Annotated in this window: 27 protein-coding genes, 2 tRNA genes and 1 riboswitch; of the genes, 16 read left to right on the plus strand and 13 right to left on the minus strand. The window is 40.3% G+C overall.

Annotation, left to right across the window (positions count from 1 at the left end):
* Positions 1–23: 23 nt before the first annotated feature.
* Complete coding sequence (locus ACO6UW_RS02480) at positions 24–362, plus strand: tRNA-binding protein (RefSeq protein ID WP_000434938.1); 339 nt, start codon at positions 24–26, stop codon at positions 360–362.
* 1 nt (position 363) lies between these two features.
* Here ACO6UW_RS02480 and lnt read toward each other — a convergent pair whose 3' ends face one another.
* Positions 364–1,923: an apolipoprotein N-acyltransferase gene (lnt, locus tag ACO6UW_RS02485; RefSeq protein ID WP_057077271.1), complete on the minus strand. Its 1,560-nt coding sequence runs from the start codon at positions 1,921–1,923 to the stop codon at positions 364–366.
* Positions 1,920–2,759 (minus strand): HlyC/CorC family transporter, encoded by an 840-nt coding sequence (locus ACO6UW_RS02490; RefSeq protein WP_057077270.1) that lies wholly within the window; start codon positions 2,757–2,759, stop codon positions 1,920–1,922. The genes lnt and ACO6UW_RS02490 overlap by 4 nt, the downstream gene beginning before the upstream one ends.
* Before the next feature lie 184 nt (positions 2,760–2,943).
* On the opposite strand from ACO6UW_RS02490, the gene tusA reads away from it, so the two are divergent.
* Together tusA and ACO6UW_RS02500 are read left to right on the plus strand one after the other, a co-directional pair.
* A complete protein-coding gene (gene tusA, locus ACO6UW_RS02495) occupies positions 2,944–3,201 on the plus strand; it encodes a sulfurtransferase TusA (RefSeq protein ID WP_002053527.1) in 258 nt (85 codons plus the stop codon).
* Positions 3,202–3,333: 132 nt separating this feature from the next.
* Positions 3,334–3,714: a hypothetical protein gene (locus ACO6UW_RS02500; protein WP_005065951.1), complete on the plus strand. Its 381-nt coding sequence runs from the start codon at positions 3,334–3,336 to the stop codon at positions 3,712–3,714.
* Between the two features lie 43 nt (positions 3,715–3,757).
* Here ACO6UW_RS02500 and ACO6UW_RS02505 read toward each other — a convergent pair whose 3' ends face one another.
* A complete protein-coding gene (locus ACO6UW_RS02505; protein ID WP_005804177.1) occupies positions 3,758–5,470 on the minus strand; it encodes an electron transfer flavoprotein-ubiquinone oxidoreductase in 1,713 nt (570 codons plus the stop codon).
* 187 nt (positions 5,471–5,657) lie between these two features.
* Between ACO6UW_RS02505 and ACO6UW_RS02510 the strand changes: the two genes are divergently transcribed.
* The 5 genes from ACO6UW_RS02510 to ACO6UW_RS02530 all read left to right on the plus strand — a co-directional run bounded on the left by ACO6UW_RS02510 (position 5,658) and on the right by ACO6UW_RS02530 (position 10,061).
* On the plus strand, positions 5,658–6,269 hold the full coding sequence (locus tag ACO6UW_RS02510; protein WP_057077269.1) for a DUF1285 domain-containing protein: 612 nt from the start codon (positions 5,658–5,660) through the stop codon (positions 6,267–6,269).
* A gap of 46 nt (positions 6,270–6,315) precedes the next feature.
* Positions 6,316–7,182, plus strand: coding sequence for a glutamate racemase (murI, locus tag ACO6UW_RS02515; protein WP_057077268.1), 867 nt, complete (start codon positions 6,316–6,318; stop codon positions 7,180–7,182).
* A gap of 116 nt (positions 7,183–7,298) precedes the next feature.
* Positions 7,299–8,303 carry a DUF4062 domain-containing protein gene (locus ACO6UW_RS02520; RefSeq protein ID WP_057077267.1) on the plus strand — a complete coding sequence of 335 codons (1,005 nt, stop codon included), beginning with the start codon at positions 7,299–7,301 and terminating at the stop codon, positions 8,301–8,303.
* A gap of 73 nt (positions 8,304–8,376) precedes the next feature.
* Complete coding sequence (gene hemH, locus ACO6UW_RS02525; protein WP_005065964.1) at positions 8,377–9,393, plus strand: ferrochelatase; 1,017 nt, start codon at positions 8,377–8,379, stop codon at positions 9,391–9,393.
* A gap of 23 nt (positions 9,394–9,416) precedes the next feature.
* Positions 9,417–10,061: an MBL fold metallo-hydrolase gene (locus ACO6UW_RS02530; protein WP_017385667.1), complete on the plus strand. Its 645-nt coding sequence runs from the start codon at positions 9,417–9,419 to the stop codon at positions 10,059–10,061.
* Here the strand turns inward: ACO6UW_RS02530 and ACO6UW_RS02535 are convergent.
* Positions 10,058–10,252: a DNA gyrase inhibitor YacG gene (locus ACO6UW_RS02535; RefSeq protein ID WP_002114956.1), complete on the minus strand. Its 195-nt coding sequence runs from the start codon at positions 10,250–10,252 to the stop codon at positions 10,058–10,060. The genes ACO6UW_RS02530 and ACO6UW_RS02535 overlap by 4 nt on opposite strands.
* A gap of 87 nt (positions 10,253–10,339) precedes the next feature.
* Between ACO6UW_RS02535 and ACO6UW_RS02540 the strand changes: the two genes are divergently transcribed.
* The 4 genes from ACO6UW_RS02540 (at position 10,340) to crcB (ending at position 13,280) form a co-directional block, all read left to right on the plus strand.
* Positions 10,340–10,978: an SAM-dependent methyltransferase gene (locus ACO6UW_RS02540; RefSeq protein WP_078210121.1), complete on the plus strand. Its 639-nt coding sequence runs from the start codon at positions 10,340–10,342 to the stop codon at positions 10,976–10,978.
* Positions 10,968–12,173, plus strand: a complete 1,206-nt coding sequence (locus tag ACO6UW_RS02545; protein WP_057077266.1) for a TIGR03862 family flavoprotein — start codon at positions 10,968–10,970, stop codon at positions 12,171–12,173. Before ACO6UW_RS02540 ends, ACO6UW_RS02545 begins: the two co-directional genes overlap by 11 nt.
* Positions 12,174–12,251: 78 nt before the next feature.
* Complete coding sequence (locus ACO6UW_RS02550; RefSeq protein WP_057077265.1) at positions 12,252–12,662, plus strand: GFA family protein; 411 nt, start codon at positions 12,252–12,254, stop codon at positions 12,660–12,662.
* Positions 12,663–12,707: 45 nt separating this feature from the next.
* A riboswitch (Fluoride riboswitch) is annotated at positions 12,708–12,774 on the plus strand.
* A gap of 125 nt (positions 12,775–12,899) precedes the next feature.
* Positions 12,900–13,280, plus strand: a complete 381-nt coding sequence (crcB, locus tag ACO6UW_RS02555; RefSeq protein WP_032056270.1) for a fluoride efflux transporter CrcB — start codon at positions 12,900–12,902, stop codon at positions 13,278–13,280.
* Between the two features lie 418 nt (positions 13,281–13,698).
* Here the strand turns inward: crcB and ACO6UW_RS02560 are convergent, their stop codons facing one another.
* From ACO6UW_RS02560 to ACO6UW_RS02570, 3 genes are all read right to left on the minus strand, one after another.
* Complete coding sequence (locus tag ACO6UW_RS02560; RefSeq protein WP_057077264.1) at positions 13,699–14,034, minus strand: HopJ type III effector protein; 336 nt, start codon at positions 14,032–14,034, stop codon at positions 13,699–13,701.
* A gap of 249 nt (positions 14,035–14,283) precedes the next feature.
* Complete coding sequence (locus tag ACO6UW_RS02565) at positions 14,284–14,538, minus strand: type B 50S ribosomal protein L31 (RefSeq protein ID WP_002114896.1); 255 nt, start codon at positions 14,536–14,538, stop codon at positions 14,284–14,286.
* Positions 14,539–14,639: 101 nt separating this feature from the next.
* Positions 14,640–15,938 carry an ABC1 kinase family protein gene (locus ACO6UW_RS02570; RefSeq protein WP_002115159.1) on the minus strand — a complete coding sequence of 433 codons (1,299 nt, stop codon included), beginning with the start codon at positions 15,936–15,938 and terminating at the stop codon, positions 14,640–14,642.
* A gap of 256 nt (positions 15,939–16,194) precedes the next feature.
* Between ACO6UW_RS02570 and ACO6UW_RS02575 the strand changes: the two genes are divergently transcribed.
* Positions 16,195–17,442, plus strand: coding sequence for an SfnB family sulfur acquisition oxidoreductase (locus tag ACO6UW_RS02575; protein ID WP_250733714.1), 1,248 nt, complete (start codon positions 16,195–16,197; stop codon positions 17,440–17,442).
* A 32-nt stretch (positions 17,443–17,474) separates the two neighbouring features.
* Positions 17,475–18,725: an acyl-CoA dehydrogenase family protein gene (locus ACO6UW_RS02580; protein ID WP_005301987.1), complete on the plus strand. Its 1,251-nt coding sequence runs from the start codon at positions 17,475–17,477 to the stop codon at positions 18,723–18,725.
* A gap of 30 nt (positions 18,726–18,755) precedes the next feature.
* On the opposite strand, the gene abeM is transcribed toward ACO6UW_RS02580, so the two are convergent.
* Together abeM and ACO6UW_RS02590 are read right to left on the minus strand one after the other, a co-directional pair.
* On the minus strand, positions 18,756–20,102 hold the full coding sequence (gene abeM, locus ACO6UW_RS02585; protein ID WP_039763408.1) for a multidrug efflux MATE transporter AbeM: 1,347 nt from the start codon (positions 20,100–20,102) through the stop codon (positions 18,756–18,758).
* Positions 20,103–20,134: 32 nt separating this feature from the next.
* Positions 20,135–20,596, minus strand: a complete 462-nt coding sequence (locus tag ACO6UW_RS02590) for a DMT family transporter (protein WP_031945662.1) — start codon at positions 20,594–20,596, stop codon at positions 20,135–20,137.
* Positions 20,597–20,712: 116 nt separating this feature from the next.
* Here ACO6UW_RS02590 and hemW point away from each other — a divergent pair, with 116 nt between their 5' ends.
* Complete coding sequence (gene hemW, locus ACO6UW_RS02595; protein ID WP_250733716.1) at positions 20,713–21,867, plus strand: radical SAM family heme chaperone HemW; 1,155 nt, start codon at positions 20,713–20,715, stop codon at positions 21,865–21,867.
* Positions 21,868–21,912: 45 nt separating this feature from the next.
* Here hemW and ACO6UW_RS02600 read toward each other — a convergent pair whose 3' ends face one another.
* Positions 21,913–22,668: an SDR family oxidoreductase gene (locus tag ACO6UW_RS02600; RefSeq protein WP_005079248.1), complete on the minus strand. Its 756-nt coding sequence runs from the start codon at positions 22,666–22,668 to the stop codon at positions 21,913–21,915.
* Positions 22,669–22,780: 112 nt separating this feature from the next.
* Between ACO6UW_RS02600 and ACO6UW_RS02605 the strand changes: the two genes are divergently transcribed.
* Positions 22,781–23,677, plus strand: a complete 897-nt coding sequence (locus ACO6UW_RS02605) for a LysR family transcriptional regulator (RefSeq protein WP_005079244.1) — start codon at positions 22,781–22,783, stop codon at positions 23,675–23,677.
* Between the two features lie 63 nt (positions 23,678–23,740).
* Here the strand turns inward: ACO6UW_RS02605 and ACO6UW_RS02610 are convergent.
* The 3 genes from ACO6UW_RS02610 to ACO6UW_RS02620 all read right to left on the minus strand — a co-directional run bounded on the left by ACO6UW_RS02610 (position 23,741) and on the right by ACO6UW_RS02620 (position 25,876).
* Positions 23,741–23,816, minus strand: a tRNA-Lys gene (locus ACO6UW_RS02610).
* A gap of 22 nt (positions 23,817–23,838) precedes the next feature.
* Positions 23,839–23,914 (minus strand) — tRNA-Lys (locus tag ACO6UW_RS02615).
* 120 nt (positions 23,915–24,034) lie between these two features.
* The gene (locus ACO6UW_RS02620; protein WP_250733718.1) at positions 24,035–25,876 is read right to left on the minus strand and encodes a long-chain-acyl-CoA synthetase; all 1,842 of its coding nucleotides are present in this window, start codon (positions 25,874–25,876) and stop codon (positions 24,035–24,037) included.
* Positions 25,877–25,915 lie beyond the last annotated feature (39 nt).

Genomic DNA, 25,915 nt, shown 5'->3' on the forward strand with positions numbered 1-25,915 from the left:
TTTAAGAACATGGGAAATATGAAATGGAACAAATCGAGTGGAATGATTTTTTAAAAGTAGAGCTTCGCGTTGGTAAAATTATTCAAGCTGAAGTTTTTGAAAAAGCGCGTAAACCTGCTTATATTTTGCATGTGGATTTTGGTGAGGAATTGGGTGTACGTAAATCAAGTGCACAGATTACAAAGCTTTATCAGCCACAAGATTTGATTGGTAAGTTAGTTGTTGCTGTAGTGAATTTTCCCAAAAAACAAATTGGTCCTATTCAGTCAGAATGTTTGGTGACAGGATTTCATAACGCAGATGGTGATGTAGCACTTTGTATCCCAGAGTTTGAAGTGCCTCTGGGTACAAAGTTATTATGATTTAGCGACGAGATTTAAAAGAAACGTCAACTTTACGTGGACGGTAAACCCAACCTAAAATCAGCAATAAGAGCGCAAATCCTAAAATTGGATAATCGCCTAAACGGTTATAAAGAGTTTGGCCTTGCATAGCAGGTAAATCCCCTCTCAAGACGAACTCTTTATCGATTGGTGCTTGTTCAGTGATATGACCATTTTGATCAATAAACGCTGTTACACCTGTGTTGGTTGCACGAATAAACCAGCGGCCATTTTCTTTCGCGCGCATCTGCACCATTTGTAAATGTTGCCAAGGCCCAGCAGTACCCGTAAACCAAGCATCATTCGATACAGTCACCAAGAAGTCGCTGTCTTCTGCATTACGTCTTGTCAGGTTTGGATAAGCCACTTCATAACAAATTGCAGCAGCAAGCGCATGCCCTTTAATTAAGAGTGGTTTCTGGTCGCTCTCACCACGTGTAAAACCGCTCATGCTCACATCATTTTGCATAGCGGGTAATACCCAAGAAAGTAACCCAGCAAGCGGGATATATTCGCCAAAAGGAACAAGACGCTGTTTTTTATAGAGACCGCTTGAATCGCTCCCCGAAGCCATAATACTGTTGTAATAAAGCGGACTGCCGACTTGATGTGATTTTGCAACATCCCAGTAAGGAATGCCGGTTACCCATGCAGTATGGTTCTTTTTAGCTTGTGCATCCATTGCATCCAAAAACGGTTCAATGTCGGTTTGGAAAAGCGGAATTGAAGACTCAGGCCATACAATGAGGTCACGGCCCCATTCAGATTGTGTCAAACCAGCATAAATTTCTAATGTTCTAACTTGGTATTCAGTCAGCCATTTTAAATCTTGTGGAATGTTACCTTGAATGAGCGAAACGCTAAGCGGCTTGGCATCTTTAGGTTTTACAAACTGTATATATGACGCTCCCCATGCACCCAAAACTAACAGAGCAGAAGGGATAACCCAGAAAATACGTTTACGCAGGACTTCGACTAAAGCACACGCTAATACAATGACGACGAAGGAAATTGCATAAATACCAAATAGCGGTGCATAACCATCGAGTAAGCGTTCAGTAAAAGCGTAACCTACAAATAACCATGGGAAACCTGTAAATACCCAAGTTTTCGCCCATTCAAAAACAATCCAGAGCGGGGCAAAAGTAAGTGGTGTTTCAGGAAAGAATCGTCGGTAAATCCATGTCTGAAATGCCGTAAATAAACCCATCACAAGGGCCATAATAGCAATCATACACACGCTTAGAAATGCATTGGTATCGCCATATACATGGATGGAAGTGTAGAGCCAGAAAGCGCCTACAAACCATAAGCCAAAGCCATAGCTCCAACCAATCGCAAAGGCTTGTTTAGCTGAGCGCTTATGTAATGTTGCATAGAGTAGGGCTGGAGATAAAATTGCCAACCACCACCAATAATAAGGTGCCAGTGAAAAACTGAACACGGCACCTGAAAATAAAGCAATGAGTAAAGGAAAAATTAAAGGAAGCTGTTTTTGTTGTTGCGAAGAATCTAACAGCTTTTCAAAGTATGCTCTCATTGACGTACAGCTCGAATCAGATGAATAGTGCGGGCATCTGCTTCAACGATTGTAAATAACCAATTTCCAAGCTCAACAGTTTGACCTTGTAAATCACTTACCAGACCAATCTCTTGAAGCAATAAACCGCCGACAGTTTCTACTTCATCGTCAGAAAAATCAGCATCTAAAACAGTATTGAAATGTTCGATTGGTGTAAGTGCTTGCACCATCCACGCATTTGCTACCGTATGGTCATTGTCAGGAATAATGTACTGAGCATCTTCATCGACCGTGTCGTGCTCATCTTCAATTTCGCCAACGATCTCTTCAAGAATATCTTCGAGCGTAACAAGACCTGCTGTTGAGCCATATTCATCAATCACAATCGCAATGTGAGTCTGAGTATGTTTTAACATGCGTAGTACTTGATCGGAACGTGCACTTTCAGGAACAAACAACGGTTGGCGCATAAGAACTCGAATATCAACTTTGGTATTCGGTTCAGTTAGAAACGGCAACAAATCTTTTGCGAGCAAAATCCCGACAACATTGTCTGGCTGATCGGCAGAGAAGACTGGAAAGCGTGAGTGAGCAGACTCAACCAGTACATCAAGAATATCAAGTAATTGATCATCTTCTTGTAAACTAATCATTGCTGTTCGTGGTGTCATGACTTCACGAATTTTTGTAGCTGGAAGGTCAAGAACGCCTTCAAGCATAGCAACAGTATCTGGTTCTAAAAAGCGGCGTGAATTTTGGACTAATTTTAATAATTCATCACGGGTTTCTGGCGCTGTACCTAACCATTTTCGTAAGCCTCGCATTCCCCACGACGGACTTGGTTCCTCTTGCATGATCTTTCCTAAAGACTCAATGTATCAAATGAATACACAGATCATACCGAAGAAAAGATGCTTATGCATCTATAAAACAAGCTAAAAGACAAAACGTATATTGTTATGTAAAAGCCAGTTACAGTTAACAGCTCAGTAATTTGTTTATGCTAAAATGTGAAAATTCTATTTGTTCGAGTTTGTTATGTCAGAGCAACCCATTTCACCTACTGTACAACTCAATACGCGTGGTTTACGTTGTCCGGAACCTGTCATGATGTTGCATCAAGCCATCCGCAAATCTAAGTCTGGGGATGTGGTTGAAGTCTTCGCAACAGATAATTCGACCTCGTGGGATATTCCTAAGTTTTGTATGCATTTAGGACATGAGTTATTGTTGCAAGAAGAACGCTTAGATGAAAATGGTCATAAAGAATTTCATTATTTAGTGAAGAAAGGTTAATAGAATAATAAGGCTTCTAATAAAGAAGATTAGAAGCCATGAATAATTTAACTTTAATTTGAAATGATAATTTTTTACAAATAAGAATCGTTATATAATTTATAAAATTAAGTATATAAATGACGTATAAAAATGAATGATTATTTTGTGAAACGAAGCTTATTAATCTGTCTTTGGTTTTTCACTATTGCTGGTTTATTACATTTAGAGATCACTTGGCTATCTGAAACTGTTGCTATCATTATTATATCTATTCTTATTATTTTAGGTTCAATTCTACTCGGTTATAGAAATACATATTTTGCTCCTGAACCAAAGATAAAGATGAGTTTGATCTTGCATACAAGGTTTCTCGGGCTGATGTTAATTCTTGATTTATTATTTGGTAAATCGGTTTGGTACTACGATTTAGCGCGGAACTTTGGTTTTCTTGGCTTATTTTTATTAGGCACATTTATTTTCTATAAAAAGAATTTTAATTTAAACGTAGCAAAAATACCGCCTTTTCAATAAGTGGATACTAATAAAAAAGCCCCGAATAATCGGGGCTTTTTTATTACATGTTAGGATAGTTTGGACCACCGCCGCCTTCAGGCGTTACCCACGTAATGTTTTGAGATGGGTCTTTAATATCACAGGTCTTACAGTGAACACAGTTCGCTGCGTTAATCTGAAAGCGTTTAGAACCATCATCATTTTCCATGATTTCGTAAACACCAGCTGGGCAGTAGCGCTGTGCAGGCTCATCCCATTTTGGTAAGTTCACATTCACTGGAATTGAAGGATCTGTAAGCTTCAAGTGAGCTGGCTGGTTTTCTTCATGTACAGTGTTTGAGATAAATACTGAAGATAGACGGTCAAATGTAAGTTTGCCATCCGGTTTTGGATAGTTTGGCTTAAAGCTTGTTGCATCAACAGTTTTCAATGCAGCAAAGTCTTGCTTCAAGTCATGTAAAGTGAATGGCACTTTAAAGACATTCTGGTCGATAAAGTTAAATGCACCACCCATCCATTGACCAAATTTATGCATCGCTGGGCCAAAGTTACGAGAGTTATAAAGCTCTTCTTTTAACCAGCTGTTGTTAAATTTGTCAGTGTATGAAGTCAATTCTTTAACGAATAAATCTTCGCCTTCAGTAACACGTGCAATCGCAAGATCACCGCCTTTTTCTACACCCGCAGCAATTGCTTCAAATACAGCTTCACCACATAACATGCCTGATTTCATGGCAGTGTGTGAGCCTTTGATTTTTGCAAAGTTTAAGAAACCTGCATCATCACCAATCAAGCAACCGCCCGGGAAAGTTAATTTAGGAAGAGAGTTGAAACCGCCTTTCACTACCGCACGTGCGCCGTAAGAAATACGTTTACCGCCTTCTAAATACTGTTTAATCAGTGGGTGAGTTTTCCAGCGCTGCATTTCCATAAATGGATACATGTGTGGATTTTCATAAGACAAGTCCACAATCATGCCCAAAGTAACTTGGTTGTTTTCAGCGTGGTATAACCACCAGCCACCTGAAGAAGCTGTTTCTGCTAAAGGCCAACCTGCACCGTGCATGACTAAGCCCGGTTTATGTTTTGCTGGGTCAATTTCCCAAAGCTCTTTAATCCCGATACCGTAGTGCTGAGGATCAGCATCTTTATCAAGGTTGTATTTCGCAATTAGGCGTTTTCCTAAGTGACCACGGCAACCTTCAGCGAAGAGGGTATATTTAGCGTGAAGCTCATAGCCTGGAGTAAAGTTATGCGTTGGTTCGCCATCTTTACCAATACCCATGTCGCCTGTTTGAATACCTTTTACAGTACCGTCTTCATGGTAAAGTACTTCAGATGCAGCAAAGCCAGGGAAGATAGAAACTTCTAGCTCTTCAGCTTTTTGCCCTAACCAGCGAACTACGTTACCTAAAGAGATCACATAGTTACCATCGTTATGCATGGTTTTAGGAACCATCCAGTGAGGTACTTCTTTAGAAGTGGTGTCTGAAAGTAAGAAGAAAGTTTTGTCTTCAGTTACAGGGACATTAAGAGGCGCGCCTTCATCTTTCCAGTTCGGGAAAAGTTCATTGATGGCACGTGGCTCAAGCACAGCACCAGACAAGATATGCGCACCTACTTCAGAGCCTTTTTCAACTACACAAACAGAAAGATCGGGTAAGTTTTTTTCAATCGCTAATTGACGGATCTTAATCGCAGCAGATAGACCTGCAGGTCCTGCACCTACGATGACAACGTCAAACTCCATCGATTCACGTTCGATGTGTTCCATGTAGGACTCCTCAATACTTAAAGGTGGCAACCGTCATATTCAGATAATTCGGTGCTGCCGTGAGTGTTTTAATCCATAGGCGCAAATATGCTATTGTGCCTTTTATCGTTTGGGCTAGTATAGTTTTAAACCATGATCTAGCCAATTGGCTGAGTCGTAACATTTTTTCGTCAGCAAGGCATAAACTATGGTAAATCAAAATAATTCACCATCGGATATGGGAAAAATACCGTTATCTGATGATAAAAACTTAATGAACATTGCACAATACTTAAAAGGTGTACAGCAAAGTCACAAAAGGTCAATTCCACCTTTAGAGCAGTGGCATCCAAAGCATTGCGGCAAAATGGATTTGACAGTGAAATCCAATGGAGAATGGTGGCACGAAGGTCAATTAATCAGGCGCCAAGCTCTATTAGATCTGTTTACCAAAGTCCTATGGAAAGAAGAAGGCAAATTCTACCTGAAAACCCCTGTAGAACAAATTGAAATCGAAGTTGAAGATGAACCTTTATTAGTCAATCAGGCAGATCAGGTCGAAATTTCAGGTGAGCAGTTTTTACAACTGACCACCACCAATCAAGATGTAATTTTGGTTGATGCAGAACATCCTATTTTTATGCGTGAATATGCAGGAGAGTTGCGTCCTTATGTGCATGTCCGTTTTGGGATTAATGCGCTGATTCAACGTCAGGCTTTCTATCATTTGGTGAGCTATGGAACACTAATTGAAAACGATAAAGGTGAAACCATTTTAGAGCTAAAAAGTGGTAATTTGCTCTTGCAATTAGGCACTTGAGGTTTAAGCTTTAGGGAGTGAAATTTTCTGACACTTCAGTACAGCTATGACCGCCATACAACCTTTATTTTCCGAGCTAGAACCTATGCCTAAAGCATCAGCAGATGCCCCAATTGGTATTTTTGATTCGGGAATTGGAGGGATGTCAGTTGCAGCAGAAATTGCCAAATATTTACCAAATGAACATATTGTGTATTATGCCGATACTGCTTACGTTCCTTATGGACCACGCTCGGATGAAGAAATCAGAGAACTCACGGCTCGAGCAGTCGATTGGCTATATCGTCAAGGTTGTAAAATTGCAGTCGTAGCCTGTAATACGGCTTCTGCATTTAGCCTTGATCATTTGCGTGAGCATTATGGTGAACACTTTCCAATTGTTGGATTGGTGCCAGCATTAAAACCTGCAGTATTACAGACACGTTCTAAAGTGGTTGCCGTCTTGGCAACGCCTGCTACTTTTCGCGGCCAGCTTATTAAAGATGTAGTCGAGAAGTTTGCTGTTCCAGCAGGCGTTAAGGTGATGACTTTAACTAGCCTTGAACTCGTTCCTTGTGTAGAGGCAGGTCAGCAAATGGGTGAGGTATGTTTAAAGGCATTAAAAGAAGTTTTACAGCCCGCTGCTGAGCAAGGTGCCGACTATTTAGTGCTCGGTTGCACGCATTATCCTTTCTTAAATCAAGCAATTCATCATCTTTTTGATAACCAATTCACACTGGTTGATTCTGGGTTGGCAGTTGCCCGACAAACAGCCCGTATTTTAATAAAAAATGAGTTATTATGTGACAAAATAGGTCAGAATGTTGCACGTATTGAATGTTATGTCAGCGGTAATAATGCTGAGGCACTGCAACCTGTTTTACAACATATGATTCCACAAGAGTTAACTTGGACACTTCATAATCTGAACTGATCTTTTAGCATCATTTAGAAAGCAGTGTTTTTTAGATTTATTATTTTATTTGGGGCGGTTCATGATCTTGGCTGATATTAAGTCACGGACAGATCATGGGGCGAAAGGGTATTGTTATGCTCGATACACGCTATCAGATTTTTATTTCAACATCCGGCCGCGACATGCAGCCAGAGCGGATGGTTCTGTCTCAAACCTTGGTAGGGATGGGTTTCTTTGCTTGGGGATTAGAACATCGAACCCCCCTCACCACTACGCTTGCACGTCGACAAATTGATGAATGTGATTATGTAATCCTACTTTTAGGTAGCCAGTATGGAGAGCAGTCGATTTCGGGTGTGAGTTATTTGTCTTTAGAATATGAATATGCGTTAAGTCAGGCTAAACCCATTATTGTGTTCATGCATGAGCAGCCCGAAAGTCGTGAAATACATTTACAAGAAACACATCCACAGCTTAAAGATAAATTTCTCGCATTTAGAAAAAAATTATTACTTGATGTAAATCATATTTTTTACTTTAAAACTCCACGTGAACTAGAGTTGGCTGTCCGTTTAAATATGCCTTTAATGGTTGAACAGCATATGGGACAAGGTTGGGTTCCTGCTCATCAGGCTCATCACTTAGAAGATGAAATTAAGCTATTAAAAAGTAAAATTTTACAGTTAGAACAGCAATTAACAGAGTCATCAGCTCAAGTAAACGAAGTTGCTCCTCAAGATGTTTTTGCATTTGAATATCAAATTCAAGCATTTCAGGATGGCAATTTTAAAGAGCTGAAACGACAACGACAAATGACTTGGTCGCAGTTGTTAAGCATATTGGCAAAGCAGTTTGAAACAGCGACACCAGAAGAGAATTTTGGGACATGTTTAAATGAATATTTAAATCAGGCTGGCCTAGAAGATGCTCGTCAGGAGTTACCTCGTGCTCATGCGGTCGCCTGCGCTCAGATTAACCATAAGGCATTGTTTCGGATAAAAAAGCAAATGCAGTCACAGGGCTGGATTGTTCCAACTCAGACTGAACAATCCTATAGCTTATGGAAAGTCACAGCTAAAGCTCAAAAGTTATTACTTAGCTATAAATGGAGCCATCGGGGCATTCGATTAAAAGCTTAGAGCAATTCAATTTATATATGACAATAAAAGCTGTTACATTAGTGACATAAGATGAATTGAAAGGCATTTACACATGTCGTTTGAACAAAAACCGAAAGTTACTGTCATTTTAGCGAATTTAGGTACACCGGATGAGGCCACTGTTCCTGCGGTTCGCCGTTTTCTAAAGCAGTTTTTATCTGATTCACGTGTAATTGAAATACCGAAATTCATTTGGTGGATTATTTTAAATCTGTTTGTTTTACCTTTTCGCCCAAAAAGGGTAGCACATGCCTATGCTTCGGTATGGTCAAAAGATTCGCCCATGCGTGAAATTGTGTTTGAGCAAACTCAACGTATTCAGGCTTATTTGCAGCGAGAAAATAATCAGTTTGATTTAACCGTGATACCGGCGATGACCTATGGTAATCCGGGTATTGATGCAGTTTTAGAAAAACTGGCCGCTAACCCGCAAGAGCATGTCATTCTATTGCCTTTATTTCCTCAATATTCAGCCACTTCTACAGCACCGCTATACGATGCATTTGCCAAGTGGATTCCAGCCCAGCGAAACTTGCCGGGTCTAACAATTATTAAAGACTACTATCAGCATCCAATGTTTATTCAGGCATTGGCAGAAAGTGTTTTAGCTTATCAAGAGCAACATGGTAAGCCTGAAAAACTGTTGATGTCATTTCATGGTATTCCACAGCCTTATGCAGACAAAGGCGACCCGTATGCAGACCGTTGTCGCATCACAGCAAAGTTAGTCGCTGAAGCCTTACATTTGAAAGATGATGAATGGGCGATTAGCTTTCAGTCACGTTTTGGAAAACAAGAGTGGGTTAAACCTTATACAGATCAGCTTTTACAAGATTGGGCGAAGCAAGGTGTTAAGTCAGTACAGGTATTAAGCCCAGCTTTTTCTGCTGATTGCTTGGAAACACTTGAAGAGTTAGCCATTCAAAATGCAGAGTTGTTTCAAGAGGCGGGTGGTGGTAGCTATGCTTATATTCCTGCTTTAAATAGCGATCAAGCTCATATTGATTTGCTTGCAGGGTTAGTTCAGGCTAATCTTGATGCCCTTACTTATACCTTAGCCCACCGTTAATTGCGTTTTAGCCAGAGGTTCTTATGCTGCAAGTCAAAATTGTTCCAGTTACTGCATTTGCCCAAAATTGTTCTCTTGTTTGGGACAGTGAAACCAAAGAAGCAGTTTTGATTGATGCGGGTGGTGACGCTTCGGTTTTGAAAAAAGAAGTAGAAGCCTTAGGTTTAAAAGTGAAAGCTCTTTGGCTCACTCACGGACATTTAGACCATGCTGGAGCGGTGGGTGAACTTGCCAAAGAATGGAGCGTTCCAGTTATTGGTCCCCATAAAGAAGATCAGTTCTGGCTAGATATGATTCAGGAAGTTTCAGCACGTTATGGCTTTCCAATTCCACAGCCTGTTAAAGTCGATCAATGGCTTGAAGGCGGTGAAGTGCTAAAACTGGGTGAAGATGAGTTTGAGGTGCGTTTTGCGCCGGGTCATACACCCGGACATGTTATTTTCTATAATAAAAATCATGGCTTGCTTTGGACTGGTGATGTCTTGTTTAAAGGTTCGATTGGAAGAACAGACTTTCCGCGTGGAAACCATGATCAGTTGATTGAATCGATTAAACGAGAGTGTTTTAGTTTGCCAGATGATACTCAGTTTATTTCGGGACATGGTCCGATGAGTACCATTGGCTATGAAAAACAATTTAACCCGTTTGTCGCGGGTAAAGCAGGTTAATCCTCGTAATCATCTTCATTTTGACTACCCTTGTTATGCTGAGGCGCATCTTGGGTAGGCAGTCTATATTCATCATTTGCCCAAGCACCTAAATCAATTAATTTACAGCGTTCAGAGCAAAATGGACGAAATTCGTTACCTTCCCAAACACTTGGTTCACCACAACGTGGGCAGGGGAATGTACGTGGCATAAAGCGATATCCTCAAAGTGAAGAGAAATAGATTAGGCAAAAGTCAGGTGACTTGTTAGACTTATGCCGATTTTTATTTAGTTTGATGTGATTATGCAGATTCGTCAATTTCAAGCACAACGTATGCAAGCGCCTCGCGATTTTACCCCAATTGAAAATACCCCGATTTGTGTAGAAATTGGAGCGGGCAAGGGTAAACATGCTTTGCTTTTTAGCGGGCAACAGCCGCAGCACACATTGTATGCAATTGAACGAACCCGAGAAAAATTCTTGGCAATGCAAAAACAGCACGGTCTGGAACCAAGAGATAATTTAATTCCTGTACATGCAGATGCTTTGCCGTGGGTGGTACATGCACTACATCCTGCTCAAGTTGAACATTTCTTTATTCTCTATCCAAACCCAGAACCCCATAATCCAGCACAGCGCTGGTTGAATATGCCATTTTTTGAGTTCTTATTGTCACGCCTACACACGGGTGGAACCATTACTTTGGCAAGTAATATTCCTGAATATATTGAAGAAGCAGAACAACAGTTAATTAATGTCTGGAAACTGCCTTATCAAAAAGAAAAAATTGCTCAAACATCTGCACGTACTCATTTTGAAATTAAGTATTTGGAACGTGGAGAACTTTGCCAACAGCTTGTGATCACTAAACCTGAAGGTTACAGCACACGTTTTGATGAGTTTGCCCCATTACAAGGTCAAGTGCATGGCGAATAAGCGGGTTGCCATTATTGGTGCAGGTCCGGCTGGTTTAATGGCAGCTGAGGTACTGAGCCAATATGCTTATGATATTGATGTATACGAGCAAAAGCCTTCAGCTGCGCGTAAGTTTCTCATGGCAGGTAAAACGGGGTTAAATATCTCGCATGCCGAACCTTTAGTTCAGTTTATTGAGCGCTATGACCATGCAGAATGGCTTAAACCATGGGTTGAAAAATGGGATGCAGTCTGGATTCAAAACTGGATGAAAAGTCTGGGAATTGAATCTTATGTGGGTACTTCAGGTCGTATTTTTCCTGTCGAAATGAAAGCGGCACCTTTACTGCGTGCTTGGCTAAAACGTTTAGCAGAACAGCAGGTTAAATTCTTTTATCGTCATCGTTGTATTAATTTGCAAGGCACAACGGTAACTTTAGAAAACCAAAATAATCAAAGCACTGAAACCTTTACCCAGCAATACGATGCAGTAGTATTGGCTTGTGGTGCTGTGTCTTGGTCACAATTAGGTAGTGATGGTGCTTGGCAGCAATGGATGGATCAATCCAATATTGAACCTTTCCAGCCAAGTAATGCAGGTGTACTTCACACTTGGTCAGTTTTTATGGAAAGCTGTTTTGGTGAACCTTTAAAACGTATCAATGCATGGGTTGAACCCAGCCAAGTTACTCATGGTGATATTGTGATTACTCACTATGGGTTAGAAAGTGGTGTTATTTATAAACTCGGACGTGCTTTACGAGAACAACAAAAACAAGGGCAAAGCTTAAATTTGTTTTTAGATTTATTGCCTGATGTAGAGTTGTCACAGTTAGTTAAAAAATTACAGGCTAGCAAAAAACAATCGCTCACCAATATCTGGCGTAAAGCAGGCTTAGACACAGCCAAGATTAACTTAATTCGAGAAGTGGTCGATAAAGCACTATGGAACCAACCAGAGGCTATGGCTCAGCGAATAAAAGCGCTTCAAATTAAGCTAGAAGGGTTTAGACCCATTGAAGAAGCGATTAGCTGTGCTGGTGGTGTTAAGCAGAATGCACTAACTGAAAGCTTAGAGCTTAAACAAACTTCAGGTGTTTTTTGCTGTGGTGAAATGCTAGATTGGGATGCTCCTACAGGCGGATATTTACTTACAGCATGCTTTGCTACAGGGCGAACGGCTGGTGAAGGCGTGCATTCATTCTTAGAGAAATAACAGGATAATTTGGTGCTATGTTTGATATGTGAAAAGTGTTATTTTTGAGCGATCAATAATAATAGGATTTACGAGAACATGTCTCAAGCATCACCAGTTTATGAAGGAAGTTGTTTATGTCAGGGTATTCGCTATGAAATTAAGGGCGATATCGGAGATATTATTCAATGTCACTGTCAACGCTGCCGAAAAGCCAATGGAACAGCATTTGCAACAAATGCTCCTGTTAAAAGTACAGATTTTAAAATTACCCAAGGTGAAGATCTCGTCAAAAAATTTGCTGTGAACGGTGTGTACCGTTGGTTTTGTAGCGAATGTGGTTCACCGCTTATTAGCTCGCGTGATGCTCAGCCTGAACTGTATCGTTTAAGAATTGGGACCCTTGATACACCACTAGACCAAAAGCCGACAATGCATATTTTTGCTGCTTCTAAGGCAGAATGGGAAAGTATTTGTGACGATTTACCACAATTTGCTGAACGCCCATGATTTTAAAAAGTATGTTTAAATCAAATTCAAGATGATCTAATATACTTAAAACAGGGAGATGGCATTCCTCCTTTGAAAAACCGCCATATTGGCTAATGATGCCTACGTTACCCTCATGTATTTATATCGCTGGGTACGTAGGTTATTGCGTACTCTACTTATTTTTTGGAGTACGCTGTGTCATATTTCCCTTCATTATTTTTTGCTCTTTTAGCGTCTATCTAAAGGGGTTGTCCTATGTATTACTCTCTACTTTCAATTGCTTTAGGCTCAGTTCTAGGGGCATGGTTGCGTTGGTTTTTAGGTCTAAAACTCAACCCGATTTACCCGCAAATTCCACTTGGTACAGTGACTGTTAATTTAGTGGGCGGCTTTATTATTGGTTTTGCAATTGCCTATTTTGCTCAAAGTGATTTAAGTCCAAACTATAAGCTCTTTGTGATTACCGGTTTTTGTGGTGCTTTAACTACCTTTTCAACGTTCTCGATTGAGATTGTGACTTTATTGCAAAGTGGTAAGTTGGGAATGGCGATGTTGGGGATTTCCATCCATTTAATTGGATCGTTAATTTTTACGTGTTTGGGTTTGGCGGCTTATCATTGGGTAGCGGGACATTGAGTATTTGTTCTGGCTGAAATGTTTACTGCGGAGTCTTTTCAATAAAGTTTTATGTCTGGATTAGCCGTCGGCTCGACCTACTTTTGTTTTGGCAAAAGTAGGCAAAACCATTTTCATCAACAGAACCTGTTATCTGTTTACAATTATCCAATATGTCGCAAAAACATTATATTGCTGATTTGAGTCAGGCTGTTGATGATTTTCCGAGTATCCAATATAAGAGATAGATCAAATAATTTAATTAATAATTAGTCATTTACTATCGTGACAGACGGCATGGATGCCGTCGTTTCGCTGTGCTACATGGATGTAGCATCAGCGCAACAAAGGGTTTTGTCACTTTTGCCCTCAAAAGTGAGGTGTTGTCTATTAATAGGCTTTAGAAAATCTCATAATTTGAGGCTGTGCTAAAAAATGATTAAGCTTTTTCAGTTAAAGCCTGACCTTCAAACTTCACACCATCCCAACCATTTTGCATAAACTGACGAATATTTTGATGATCAGTTCCTTCTGGTGTAGCTAATACAGATGCGTAGTGTTCTGCAAATAAACTTAAAGTTTGTGCTTGGTCTAAACCTTGTAACTTGGCAAAAGAGAAAACTTTTGCACTGCCTTGATTTTCAGTAGCAGCGTTATGCTGTGCACCATTTTGAAAAGCCGTTGGAGTATGTTGGTAACGTGCTTCAATATGAGCTAAAACGTCTGAAAATTTTGCTGTGCCTGCTTGTAATTGGGCAAGTAACTCTTGTGCCATAATCTTAACTTCCTATCAAATGGGGCTTAAGCATAGCATTGAATACATGCTTTGAAAGCTTAGCAATTATAAAAATTGAGGAGTTATTGAAAAAAAGCAGAAGAGTTTTTAGACAAATTGTGGATAAGTTTTCTTTTATACACAGTTTAGAAAAGACCGAAAAACATACATAAAAAAAGAAGCCTAAGTGGAGGAGATAGTCTTAGGCTTCCAATGATTTAAGTGTATTGATCAAATCTTAACGCAAGATTAACTCTTACGATTAAAGCGAGCGAAGCGTTTATTGAAGCTTGCCACACGGCCTTCGTTACTTGCTTGACGTACTTCACCTGTGTAGAAAGGGTGTGAGGCACTTGAAATATCAAGAGTCACATAAGGATAAACTTTCCCTTGATATTCTTTGGTTTGTTTAGACTGAAGAGTACTACCAATTAAGAAGTACACGTCTGCATTGGTGTCATGAAATAACACTTGTTGATAAGCAGGATGAATATCTTTACGCATGAGAGATTGTCCTAAATTATTTTTGATTAAAGAAATGTTATAACATAACAATTAAAAAGTCAATGTAACCCATAAAAGGCTACACTGATCAGTAAATTAAGTTAGTTAGAAGGTGGAACAAGCTCTTCAAATAGATCGTTTAGATTGTCATGAACTTTTAAGTGAATCAGGTTCCAGTAATGTCCTGAAATGGTTCTGTTGACCATTAAAGTATCTGGTGATGGTTTAAAGACATCCCAATACTTCAAAGATTTTTTCACAAGTAACATGCCATCATGATGTGATGAGTTCTCTGCAAAATTATAAGTGGTGGTAAGCGGACGTAACAATACTTCAATCCAGAGTTTATATAGATCACTCGGGAATTTGCCTTTTTCAGCAAGTGAATGTAGTTCAAATAATTCTGTTTCGATCAAATCGATATTTTCATGGCGAGCTGCATTTACTAAGCGTTTAAAGTGCTGCACGATTTCATTTGAAAGCGTTTTAACACTGCCATAGTCATAAATAATGACACTGCCATCTTGGCGGAAAGCAAAGTTACCCGGATGAGGGTCACAGTGAAAACGTTTTAAAAAGAACATTTCCTGACCTAAAGCACGAATCAAGCGGCGTCCAATGGTATTTCGAATTTCGATAGGCCAAGCGCTGGCAGTTTCAATGCTGTCACCTTGTTCGAGACTCAAGGTTAAAATACGTCTTGAAGAGTAATCTTTATAAACAGTCGGGATGATAATTTTGTCATCTAATTGGCTATGAAATGTTTTGAAAACTTCAAGGTTTTGAGCCTCGATTTCATAGTTAAGCTCTGCTGACAGACTATCTTGAATCTCTGCAAAAAGCTGATCTTGTAGCTTTTTATCAATTTTAAGCACACCCATTAAACGAAGTGCCAAACGTACTTGTTTTAAGTCACTTTCACAGGCTTCATCAACACCCGGATATTGCACTTTAACAACAACTTGCTCGCCACTTGGCAAGACAGCTTTGTGAACTTGTCCAATTGAAGCAGCTGCAAAAGGTTCTTGATCAAAAGATTTAAAGGCAACATTCAGCGGCTTTCCAAGCTCACGTTCAACTTGTTGTTGAATAGCAGCAAAGGGCATAGGTGGAGCTTGGCGCTGTAACTTAGAAATTGCTTTAGCGACCTCGGGTGGGAAAATATCTTTATATTGTGATGCAATTTGGCCGACCTTCATGACGGCACCTTTCATTTCGCCTAAGGTGTCGGCAATTTGCAAACCAATATCCTGAAATAACTTGGTTTTTGAAGCCAGCTTTTGTTCTTCATCTGCGGTCAAGTTTCGAATCGAGTTAGAAACGGTTTTCGTTGCAATGCTCGCGGTCATTCCTGCAAGTTTCATAAATCGTTTGCCGGGTGAACTTGCATTCTTTGCCATATCTTCGATACCTCATTGACTACAACATAATATTGCCTAGTTTTGATCATAGGTGACAAAGCTTAAAAAGCCTATATGAAATTGTTTATCTCATGTAAGAAATTTTTCGAAAAACAAAATGTTATTTTTATAGTAAAAAATATGAAAAGCTTGTGAAAATCCATTTCATAAACAAAGCTTTAATATCTATAAAGTGCCTGTTTTTTTGGTGGTAATGTGAATGACAGGTTAAATAAAAATAGAGATAACAAAAGTTATGACAAGTTTAAGTTCGGCTCATGGGCGGTCTCAGGCGGTTCCTTTATCTGTGTTTGAGCAGTCAAAAGATGCGCATATTATTCGTTCTGATGAAGAGGCAATTGAGCTTGCCAAACAACTTGCTCAAGAGTTTGCACAAGAAGCATCTGAGCGAGACAAAGAGCGCCGTTTACCTCTAAACGAAATTCAACAGTTCTCACAAAGTGGCTTATGGGCTATTACGGTTCCCAAGCAATTTGGTGGTGCCCAAGTTAAATATCGAACCTTGGCTGAGGTCATCAAAACAATTGCGAGTGTTGACCCATCTCTTGCACAGCTTCCTCAAAATCACTTGGCTTTTATTGAACATTTACGCCTTGATGCAGGCCCAGAACAACAACAATTTTTCTTTAACTTAGTGTTGAGAGGGATTCGTTTTGGCAATGCCTTTTCAGAAAAACATAGCAAAACGGTGGCTGACCTCACTACCACATTACGAAAGACCGAGCACGGTTATGAAATTAATGGCAAGAAGTTTTTTGCAACAGGTGCATTGCTTGCGCATTGGGTTCCTATTGTCGCTGTAAATGAAGAGGGGCAACCTTATGCGGCGCTAGTTCCTCGGGAAACTTCAGGGGTGAATATTATTAATGACTGGTCTGGCTTTGGACAACGAACTACGGCCAGTGGTACCGTTGAACTTAATCAAGTTCCAGTACGTGAAGAATATCTAATTCCGATTTATCAGGCTTTCGAACGTCCTACTCCAGCAGGTGCAATTTCACAATTTATTCAAGCTGCTGTCGATGCTGGTATTGCACGTGGCGCAATTGAAGAAACAATTCACTATGTCAAAAATTATAGCCGCGCATGGGTCGACTCAGGTTTGGAAAAAGCGAGTGATGATCCATATACGATTGCAAATATTGGTGATTTAAAAATTAAGCTGCGTGCAGCAGAAGCGGTATTAGATTTAGCAGGAGATGCGATCGATCAAGCAATTGCTGACACGACAGAAGAGCATGTAAACCAAGCGACATTACTGGTTGCTGAAGCAAAAGTACTCACTACAGAAGTTGCAATTTTAGCAGCGAATAAGCTTTTTGAATTGTCGGGAACACGATCGACCTTGTCTGAGCTTAATTTGGACCGTCATTGGCGTAATGCTCGCACTCACACTTTGCATGATCCAGTGCGTTGGAAATATCACATTGTCGGTAATTACTACCTCAATGGCATCCATCCACCTCGTCATGCATGGAGCTAAAGTGAATAAAAAATAAGATTAGGAGAAAAAAGATGACGATTACCCAAATTGAATTAGAAGAACTGTCTGTAGGCGCCGATTATGAAAAGGTCGCAAGTAGATTTCGCCCAGTTTTTGAAAAAATTGCCCAAGGTGCAATTCAGCGAGAAAAAGAACGAATCTTGCCTTTTGAACCGATTCAGTGGTTAAAAGAACTCAAGTTAGGTGCGGTACGTGTTCCGGTTAAATATGGTGGAGATGGGGTGTCATTACCGCAACTTTTCCAACTTTTAGCAGAATTGGCACAAGCAGACTCGAATATTGTGCAAGCTTTGCGTGGACACTTCGCTTTTGTCGAAGACCGCTTAGTTGCCCATAAAGAGCACTCACAAGAGGTCTGGTTTCAGCGTTTTGTGCAGGGTGATTTAGTCGGGAATGCATGGACCGAAGTTGGAAATGTACAGATTGGTGATGTCGTTACACGAGTAACCAAAGATGCTTCGGGTAACTTGGTGGTAAATGGAGAAAAGTACTATTCAACCGGAAGTATCTTTGCCGACTGGATAGATTTATTTGCTTATGATGAAGTAAATGACCGCCACGTGATTGCTGCTATTTATCGCCATGAAACGGGCGTGAGTGTGATTGATGATTGGGATGGCTTTGGTCAAAAGACAACGGGTAGCGGTACTTTAAAAGTGCATCAGGTTCATTTACCAGCTTCGCATCTCATTCCATTTGACCAGCGTTTTAAATATCAAACCGCTTTTTATCAAGTCGTCCATCTTGCAACTTTAACGGGTATTGCACATGCGGCAGTAGAAACTTTTAGTCAGGAGATTCGTGAGCGAAAACGTATTTTTAGTCATGGTAATGGCGACCTTGTTCGTCACGATCCACAAGTTTTACAGGTGGTGGGTAAAGCCTCTGCTCAAGCTTATGGAAGTCTAGCAATTACGATTAAAACAGCTGAAGCATTGCAGAAGGCTTATGAAAGTCACTTTAGTGAGTTAGAGGTAAAAGAACATCAGTTTAACGTAGATGCAGAGCTTGAGTCGGCGCAAGGACAGGTGGTGATTTCTAATTTGGTACTGGATTTAACCAGCCAATTATTTAATGCTTTAGGCGCATCGGCAAGTAGTCAAGTGAAACAACTCGACCGTTTCTGGCGTAATGCTCGGACGGTGTCTTCACATAATCCACTCATCTATAAAGAAAAGGTGATTGGAGATTGGGAAGTTAACCGTACAGATTTGCCCTTTGTCTGGCAAATTGGAGCAAGCCCGCGGGCCAAGTCTGCATAAAATAAAAGCCGATATTTATCGGCTTTTTTATTAGGTTTTGCTTAAACGTTTGGTATTTAAATAAAGCCTTGAAAGTAATAAAACACAAGCAATGCTTAAACCAATAATTAAGCCTAACCAAACGCCAGCTACACCCCAATGGGTATAACGTGCTAAATAAAGTCCGATAGGAAAAGCAATCACCCAATATGCCATGAGTGTAATCCACATCGGTGCTTGAGTATCTTGCATACCTCTTAAACAGCCTGCGGCACTCACTTGCAATGCATCCATCAGCTGATAACCCATTGCAAACCAGAGTAAATACATGGCAACAGGAACTACGTCTATGTCTTGAGTATAAACTGAGACAATTTGTTCACGACCTAGAGCAATAAAAGACATGGTCAATAAAGCAAAAAATATTGCTGTGCTCAGACCAATTTTTTGTACTTGGTACATGGAAGCCCAGTTCTTTTCACCATAATAGGTTCCCACACGAATGGTCAGGGCAATCGCAAGTGAAAGCGGGATCATAAACAGCACAGAGGTAACTGAAATTGCAACTTGATGCGCTGCAATAAAGACTTCACCTAGTGGGCTAAGTACCAATGCACCTGTACTAAAAATACTGACTTCAAAGAACACGGCTAAACCGATGGGTAGGCCAAGCTGTAAGATTCTTTTTACCCAAGTCAGGTTAATTTTATCGAATCTGCTAAAAATAGACGTGTTTCTATAAGCCGAAGCTTTATAAATATAGCCAGCTAAAGTAATTAGCATGAGCCACTGTAAAATGGAGGTTGCAAAACCACAGCCTGCGCTACCTAATGCAGGTATTGGCCCTAATCCATGCATAAAAATCATATTAAGAGGAATCAAAACCACTAAGGCCAATAAGCTAATGACCGTTACAGGACGTGGATGGCCTAAAGCCTCTGAATAACCGCGTAGGGCTGCGTACATGGTCACAGCAGGCATACCTAAACCAATCGCATGTAAGAACAAACTTGCTTTAGGCTGTAAGCTTTCTGGTACGCCAAACACATGCAAGAAAAACGGCATGAGCTGCAAAATGAGCATAGCCATTACGCCTAAAATGATGGCGACCCATAAGGATTGACGGACAATGACAGGAATTTGTTCTGTATTTCTTGCACCTTTTGCTTCAGCGACCAAAGGTGTAGTTGCAATCATAATGCCACTGAACAGGAGCATGACTGGGATCCATAAGCCCACACCTACCGCAATTGCTGCTAAATCGGTTGCAGACAAATGCCCAGCCATAATAGTGTCAATTAACCCAAATCCCGCTTGAGCAAACTGGGTAATTAAAATCGGTAGCATTAAGTGGAAGAGTTGTTTTAATTCAGACCGAAAAGATGTGACATTCGACACAAAAGGTACTCTTTTTAAATATAAAAATGAAGCTAACGTTGCAAAGTGAGTAATACACCGACAAAGATGATCACGCCACCCAGAAACCGTTGCCATGTAACAGGTGTCTTTTCTGTACCTAACCAACCAAAATGGTCAAGCAACATTGAAATGAGCAATTGCCCAAAAACGACTAGCCCTGTAAAGGTTAAAAAACCAAGTTTAGGTGCAGTATAAATGCTCATGCTAATTGCATAAACCCCAAGGAATCCTCCTGTCCAAAGAAGCCATGGAATATTTGATATTTCACTTAAAGTGGGCTTCTCGGCACTTTGAAAGAAAACCATAACGGCTAAAACAATAGTACCTATGAAAAATGATAATAAAGCTGCCTGCAAGGGTGAGTGTAGTTGCTCGCGCAGTTGAGCATTGATTGCAGTCTGAAAAGCCATGGCAACACCGATTCCCATAGCTAGAGGTAAGATCAGGAAAAGTTGACTAGAGAATTTCATCATTTTTATCAATATTTAAGTATGTTTAAAAACAGTCTAAAGCAATTAAGGTATGTTTTCATAAGCCCATTGATGCAGTCATGTTAAAATAGAAATATTGTGTAAATTGGACCTGCTCCTTGGCCGTATTAAATCCTGCTTCTGTTCCTTTATCTTTATATATCCATATGCCTTGGTGCGTGCGTAAATGTCCATATTGTGACTTTAACTCGCATGCCGTACCAGATGGAGCGCTTTCGGCAGAACTCGAGCAAACCTATTTAAAAGCATTGGTGGCCGACTTTGAGACTCAAGTTGAGATGGCTCAGGGACGTTCAATTCATAGTGTATTTATTGGTGGCGGAACGCCTTCACTTATTTCTGCTAAAGGCTATGCCTGGCTGTTTGAACAGCTTAAGTCATTGCTCAAATTTGAAGATGGCTGTGAAATCACCCTAGAGGCAAATCCCGGAACACTAGAACATGACCCGTTTGCAGGCTATTTAGACGCAGGTATTAACCGTTTATCGATTGGTGTGCAGACTTTTAATACAGAGCACTTGCAAAAACTGGGGCGTATTCATTCAGCCAACAATGCTATGGATGCAATTGAGCAGGCACGACAAGCAGGCTTTAAGCGAGTTAATGTCGATTTAATGCATGGCCTACCTGAGCAAACCCTAGAACAAGCGCTTTATGATTTAAAGGTCGCTGTAGAGCATGGTGCGACACATATCAGTTGGTATCAACTTACTATTGAGCCAAATACCGTATTTTTCCGAACTCAGCCTGTTTTACCTCAAGATGACGTGTTAGAAGATATTCAAGAGCAAGGCGAAGCATATTTAAAAGCAAATGGCTTTGTAAACTATGAAGTGTCGGCTTGGCGTAAAGAACAACCTTCAGCCCATAATTTAAATTACTGGGAATTTGGTGATTACCTTGCAATTGGTGCAGGAGCACATGGCAAAGTAACCCGACCAGATGGCGTGTATCGTTTCCAAAAGACTCGTTTACCGAAAGACTATTTGGCTAAGGTTCCAGCCGAACATTTGCAAATGAAAAAGATTGAAGTAGAAGAGCTACCTTTTGAATTTATGATGAATGCTTTACGTCTAAATGACGGGGTAAAAGCTGAATTATATGAACAGCGTACAGGCTTAAGCTTAGATCATTTAAATGAGGTACTCACTTCACTTCGAGCTAGAAAGCTACTGGTAGAGGATAGTTCTCGTTTGGCTTGTACAGAGCAGGGGCATATTTTCTTGAACTCAGTACTAGAAGAGTTCTTGTGATAAAGCAAAGTCAAAGCCGCATTATCAAATGCGGCTTTTTTGATTTTAGCGAGTGGTGTAGCCACCATTTGCAAAAATTGTTTGACCGGTAATCCACCAACCATCGGTCACTAAAAATCGAACTAGAGGTTCAATATCTTCAATTTTGGTAAGCCCACCTAAAGCTGAGGCTGATTTGTGGTAAGCCACTGCCTCGGCAGATTCCTGCCCATAAAAGAATGGTGTATCCATTGGTCCGGGTGCAACAGCAGTCACAGAAATCTGACGATCACCAAATTCTTTTGATGCAGCGCGAGTGTAATGCTCAACAGGTGCTTTTAAGCCTTCATAAGTTGAATAGAGTCCAGTGTAGGCTGCAAGAAGAGAAGTCACGATTGAACAAATCTTGCCGCCGTCATTTAAATGACGACCTGCCGATTGAATAAAGAAATAGGCAATTTTTGAGTTGATATCGCTCATGCTATCAAACTCTTGTTCTGTGGTATCTAAAAAAGATTTCTTTAAAACCTTTCCAACTGTATTAATGGCAATATCAATTCCGCCAAAATGCTGCTTAGTGTCTAAGAATAGCTTTTCGATATTATCAATATCCGTTAGGTCTGCCTGAATTAAAACGGCATCTACACCGAATGCTGTTACATCTGCAAGTGTCTGTTCTGCATCTGCTTGAGTTTCAGCGCTATTGTAGTGAATTGCAATTTTTGCGCCTTGTTCTGCAAACCTGCGGCTAATCAGTCCACCTAAGTTTTTTGCACCGCCCGTAATCAGTACAACTTTATCTTTCAGAGTATGAGTTGTCATGATGGTTGTTTCTATGATGACTTGTTTTAATGTGTTTTTAGTCTAGATTGGCGGTAATTTTTGATCAATTATGCTAGTTTGGTTTAACTATTCAAAAAATACGAACAATTAAATGGATCGGTTGCAGCAATTTTTTATTTTTACAGAAGTCGCTAAACGACAAAGCTTTAGTGAAGTGGCAAATCAGCTTGATTTACCTCGCTCGACAGTAACGAGTGCTATTCAACAGTTAGAAACTCACTATGGAGTACGCTTATTTCATCGTACTACGCGTAAAGTAAGTCTCACTCAAGATGGACAACGAATATTACCTGAGTGTCAAAATCTATTATTTGATTATGAACAGCTCGAACAGCTTATACAGGCACAAAAGCAGCATTACCGTGGCACGCTAAAAATTTCAATGCCCAGCCGAATCGTACACCAAGTGATTATTCCTGAACTTCCCGATTTTTATAGTCGCTATCCAGATATCCATTTACAACTTCATAGCTCTGATGACATCACTGACTTAATCGAGAAAGGAATCGATTGTGTTGTTCGGGTGGGGCAGCTAGATAATAGTAGTTTAATTGCGAAGTTCGTTGGTAACTTGATTATGGTGAACTGTGCAAGTGCTGACTATTTAGAACAGTACGGTATTCCTGAACAATTAGAAGATCTATCTCAACACAAACTCATTAACTATGCGGGAGCCGTAGGAGAAAAACAGGGCGTATTTTCATATCAAGATGGAGCTGTGATGATGGATAGTGCTTTAAGCGTGAATAATACGGAAGCCTATATTGCAGCGGCTATTGCAGGTTTGGGAATTATTCAACTTCCATACTACGATGTTCAGGATAAAATCGAGCAGGGAACTTTAGTTGAAGTACTAAGCGCCTATACTGCTCAATCGCTTCCACTTAATATTTTATATCCGAACCGGAGTTATATTCCTAAACGTTTGGAAATCTTTATGGAATGGGCTAGGGATGTTCTATATAAGAAGTGCATCGTCATCTTTTAGTCATAAAACTAAAATACATTAACAATAAAAAAAGCCTCTCGAACTGAGAGGCTTTTTAGAATTTGGTGGGTCGTCCGCGACTCGAACGCGGGACCAACGGATTAAAAGTCCGCTGCTCTACCAACTGAGCTAACGACCCAAATAGGTTCAAAACAGATAAGTGGTGGGTCGTCCGCGACTCGAACGCGGGACCAACGGATTAAAAGTCCGCTGCTCTACCAACTGAGCTAACGACCCGTATCGTTTTGATGTCGCGTATTTTAGCAAGTTATTCAACTAACACAAGAGGAAATTTAAAAACATTTGCATGATTGCCTATAAAAAGCACGATTTCCTCTTGTTTAGCTAAAAAATGAACTAAAAACGGTATTTATATGCCTGAATGTTGTCAAAAATTTCAGTTGTGATGTCACAGTAACTGCTTTCACCAGGCAATAAAGCGAGTAAACGTTCAGAAGTTTTGCTTGGATTAAACGCATCTTCCTTCAATTTATTCTTTTGGTACTTAAAAGTACCTGTAGTTTCAACTTTAGCTTGTATACGTAAAAACACTGGTACCGCATAAGCAGGTAAGCATTTTTTAAATACAGTCACCATTTCTGTTAAATCAGCGTCATTTAACTCGGCACCATCAGCAAGTGTGATTGCTGCCATACCTGCACGACCATTGGTATTTGGAATTTCTACACCATAAACGACAGCTTCAGCGATCTTGTCATATTCACACACCATGTTTTCAACTTCGGTGGTAGATACATTTTCGCCTTTCCAGCGGAAGGTATCACCTAAGCGGTCAACAAACTGAGCGTGACGGAAACCAATATTACGAACAAGATCACCTGTGTTGAAATATGAATCACCTTTTTTGAAGACATCTTGCATAATCACAGATTTATTCTTTTCTGGGTCAGTATAGCCATCAAATGGAGAGCGAGTGGTAATTTTACCTACCAATAAACCGACTTCACCCGCTTTAACTTTTTTACACCAGCCATTTTTATCGCGTATCGGTTCGTTTTTCTCTTTATCAAATTCAATAATTGCGTATGGCGTAGGGGAGAAGCCTACTGTGTTGTCAAAGTTGAAAATATTACTAAAGCCGACATTGCCTTCACTTGAGGCATAAAGCTCTAGAACTTCTTGCACACCAAAACGCTGTTTGAATTTATCCCAGATGTTTGGACGCATGCCGTTACCAATCATTTTGGTTACACGGTGAGCACGGTCAAGCTCTGTAGTTGGAGCATCCATTAAGTAACGGCAAAGTTCACCTACATAACCGATTGCAGACGCATTAAACTTCTGAACATCTTTCCAGAAAGCACTGGTTGAATATTTACGTCGAATGGCAAGCGTAGAGCTTCCTGCAATCACTCCACACCAGCACACCACCACACCTGTTGCATGGTACAGCGGTAAAGTGACATACATCACATCATTTGGGCCAAGGTTTAAAATGTGGCCGTAAGTGCCGTAGGCAAGTGTCCAGCGGCTATGTTTAAAAATAACTGCTTTTGGTAAGCCCGTTGTACCCGAAGTATAAATATAAAACAGGCCGTCATTTCCATGAACGGAATGTGTGGTTGATGGATTGAATTTCGGGAATTGATCAATTTCTATTGCAAGATTGGCATAACCTTGAGGTGCTGTTCCTGCATCTTGACGAGTAGCCTGATCTGCAAACCAGTGGAAACGGTCTTTAGGAACGTTTAAGTCTTGACGAATTTCATCAATTGCAGCACGAACTTCTTCACCCGCAATGACTGCAATTGGTTTTACAAGATTGATACTATGAGCGAGAACTTTACCGACTTGAGATGTATTTACAAGCGCAATCGTTACCCCAATTTTAGCTAAGCCCACAATAGTGGCAATAAGCTCAGAACGGTTCTCAACCATTACGGCAATCACATCACCTTTACGTGCGCCGAGAGATAAATAATAGTGAGAAATCTGGTTAGCCCATTCATTTAAAGCTTCATATGAGTAACTTTGATCTTCAAATAATAAAGCAATACCTTTCGGATTTCGCTTAACAGCTTTCTCAAAAGCTACACCTAATCCAGTTGGTGTATTTGCTGTTCTTAAATAAGCCTGTTTAAGACCATTCAGGATATGGGGTACTTTGGGAATGAAGCTAGGAAGTCTAGTGGCAACATCCCCAAGCGTAATGATATCGGTCTGTGTTGTCTGGCTCATATCAATCCTATTTATTTTTCGATCAATCCAAAAAAGGTT

The organism is Acinetobacter sp. JADD-222, from assembly GCF_049310645.1.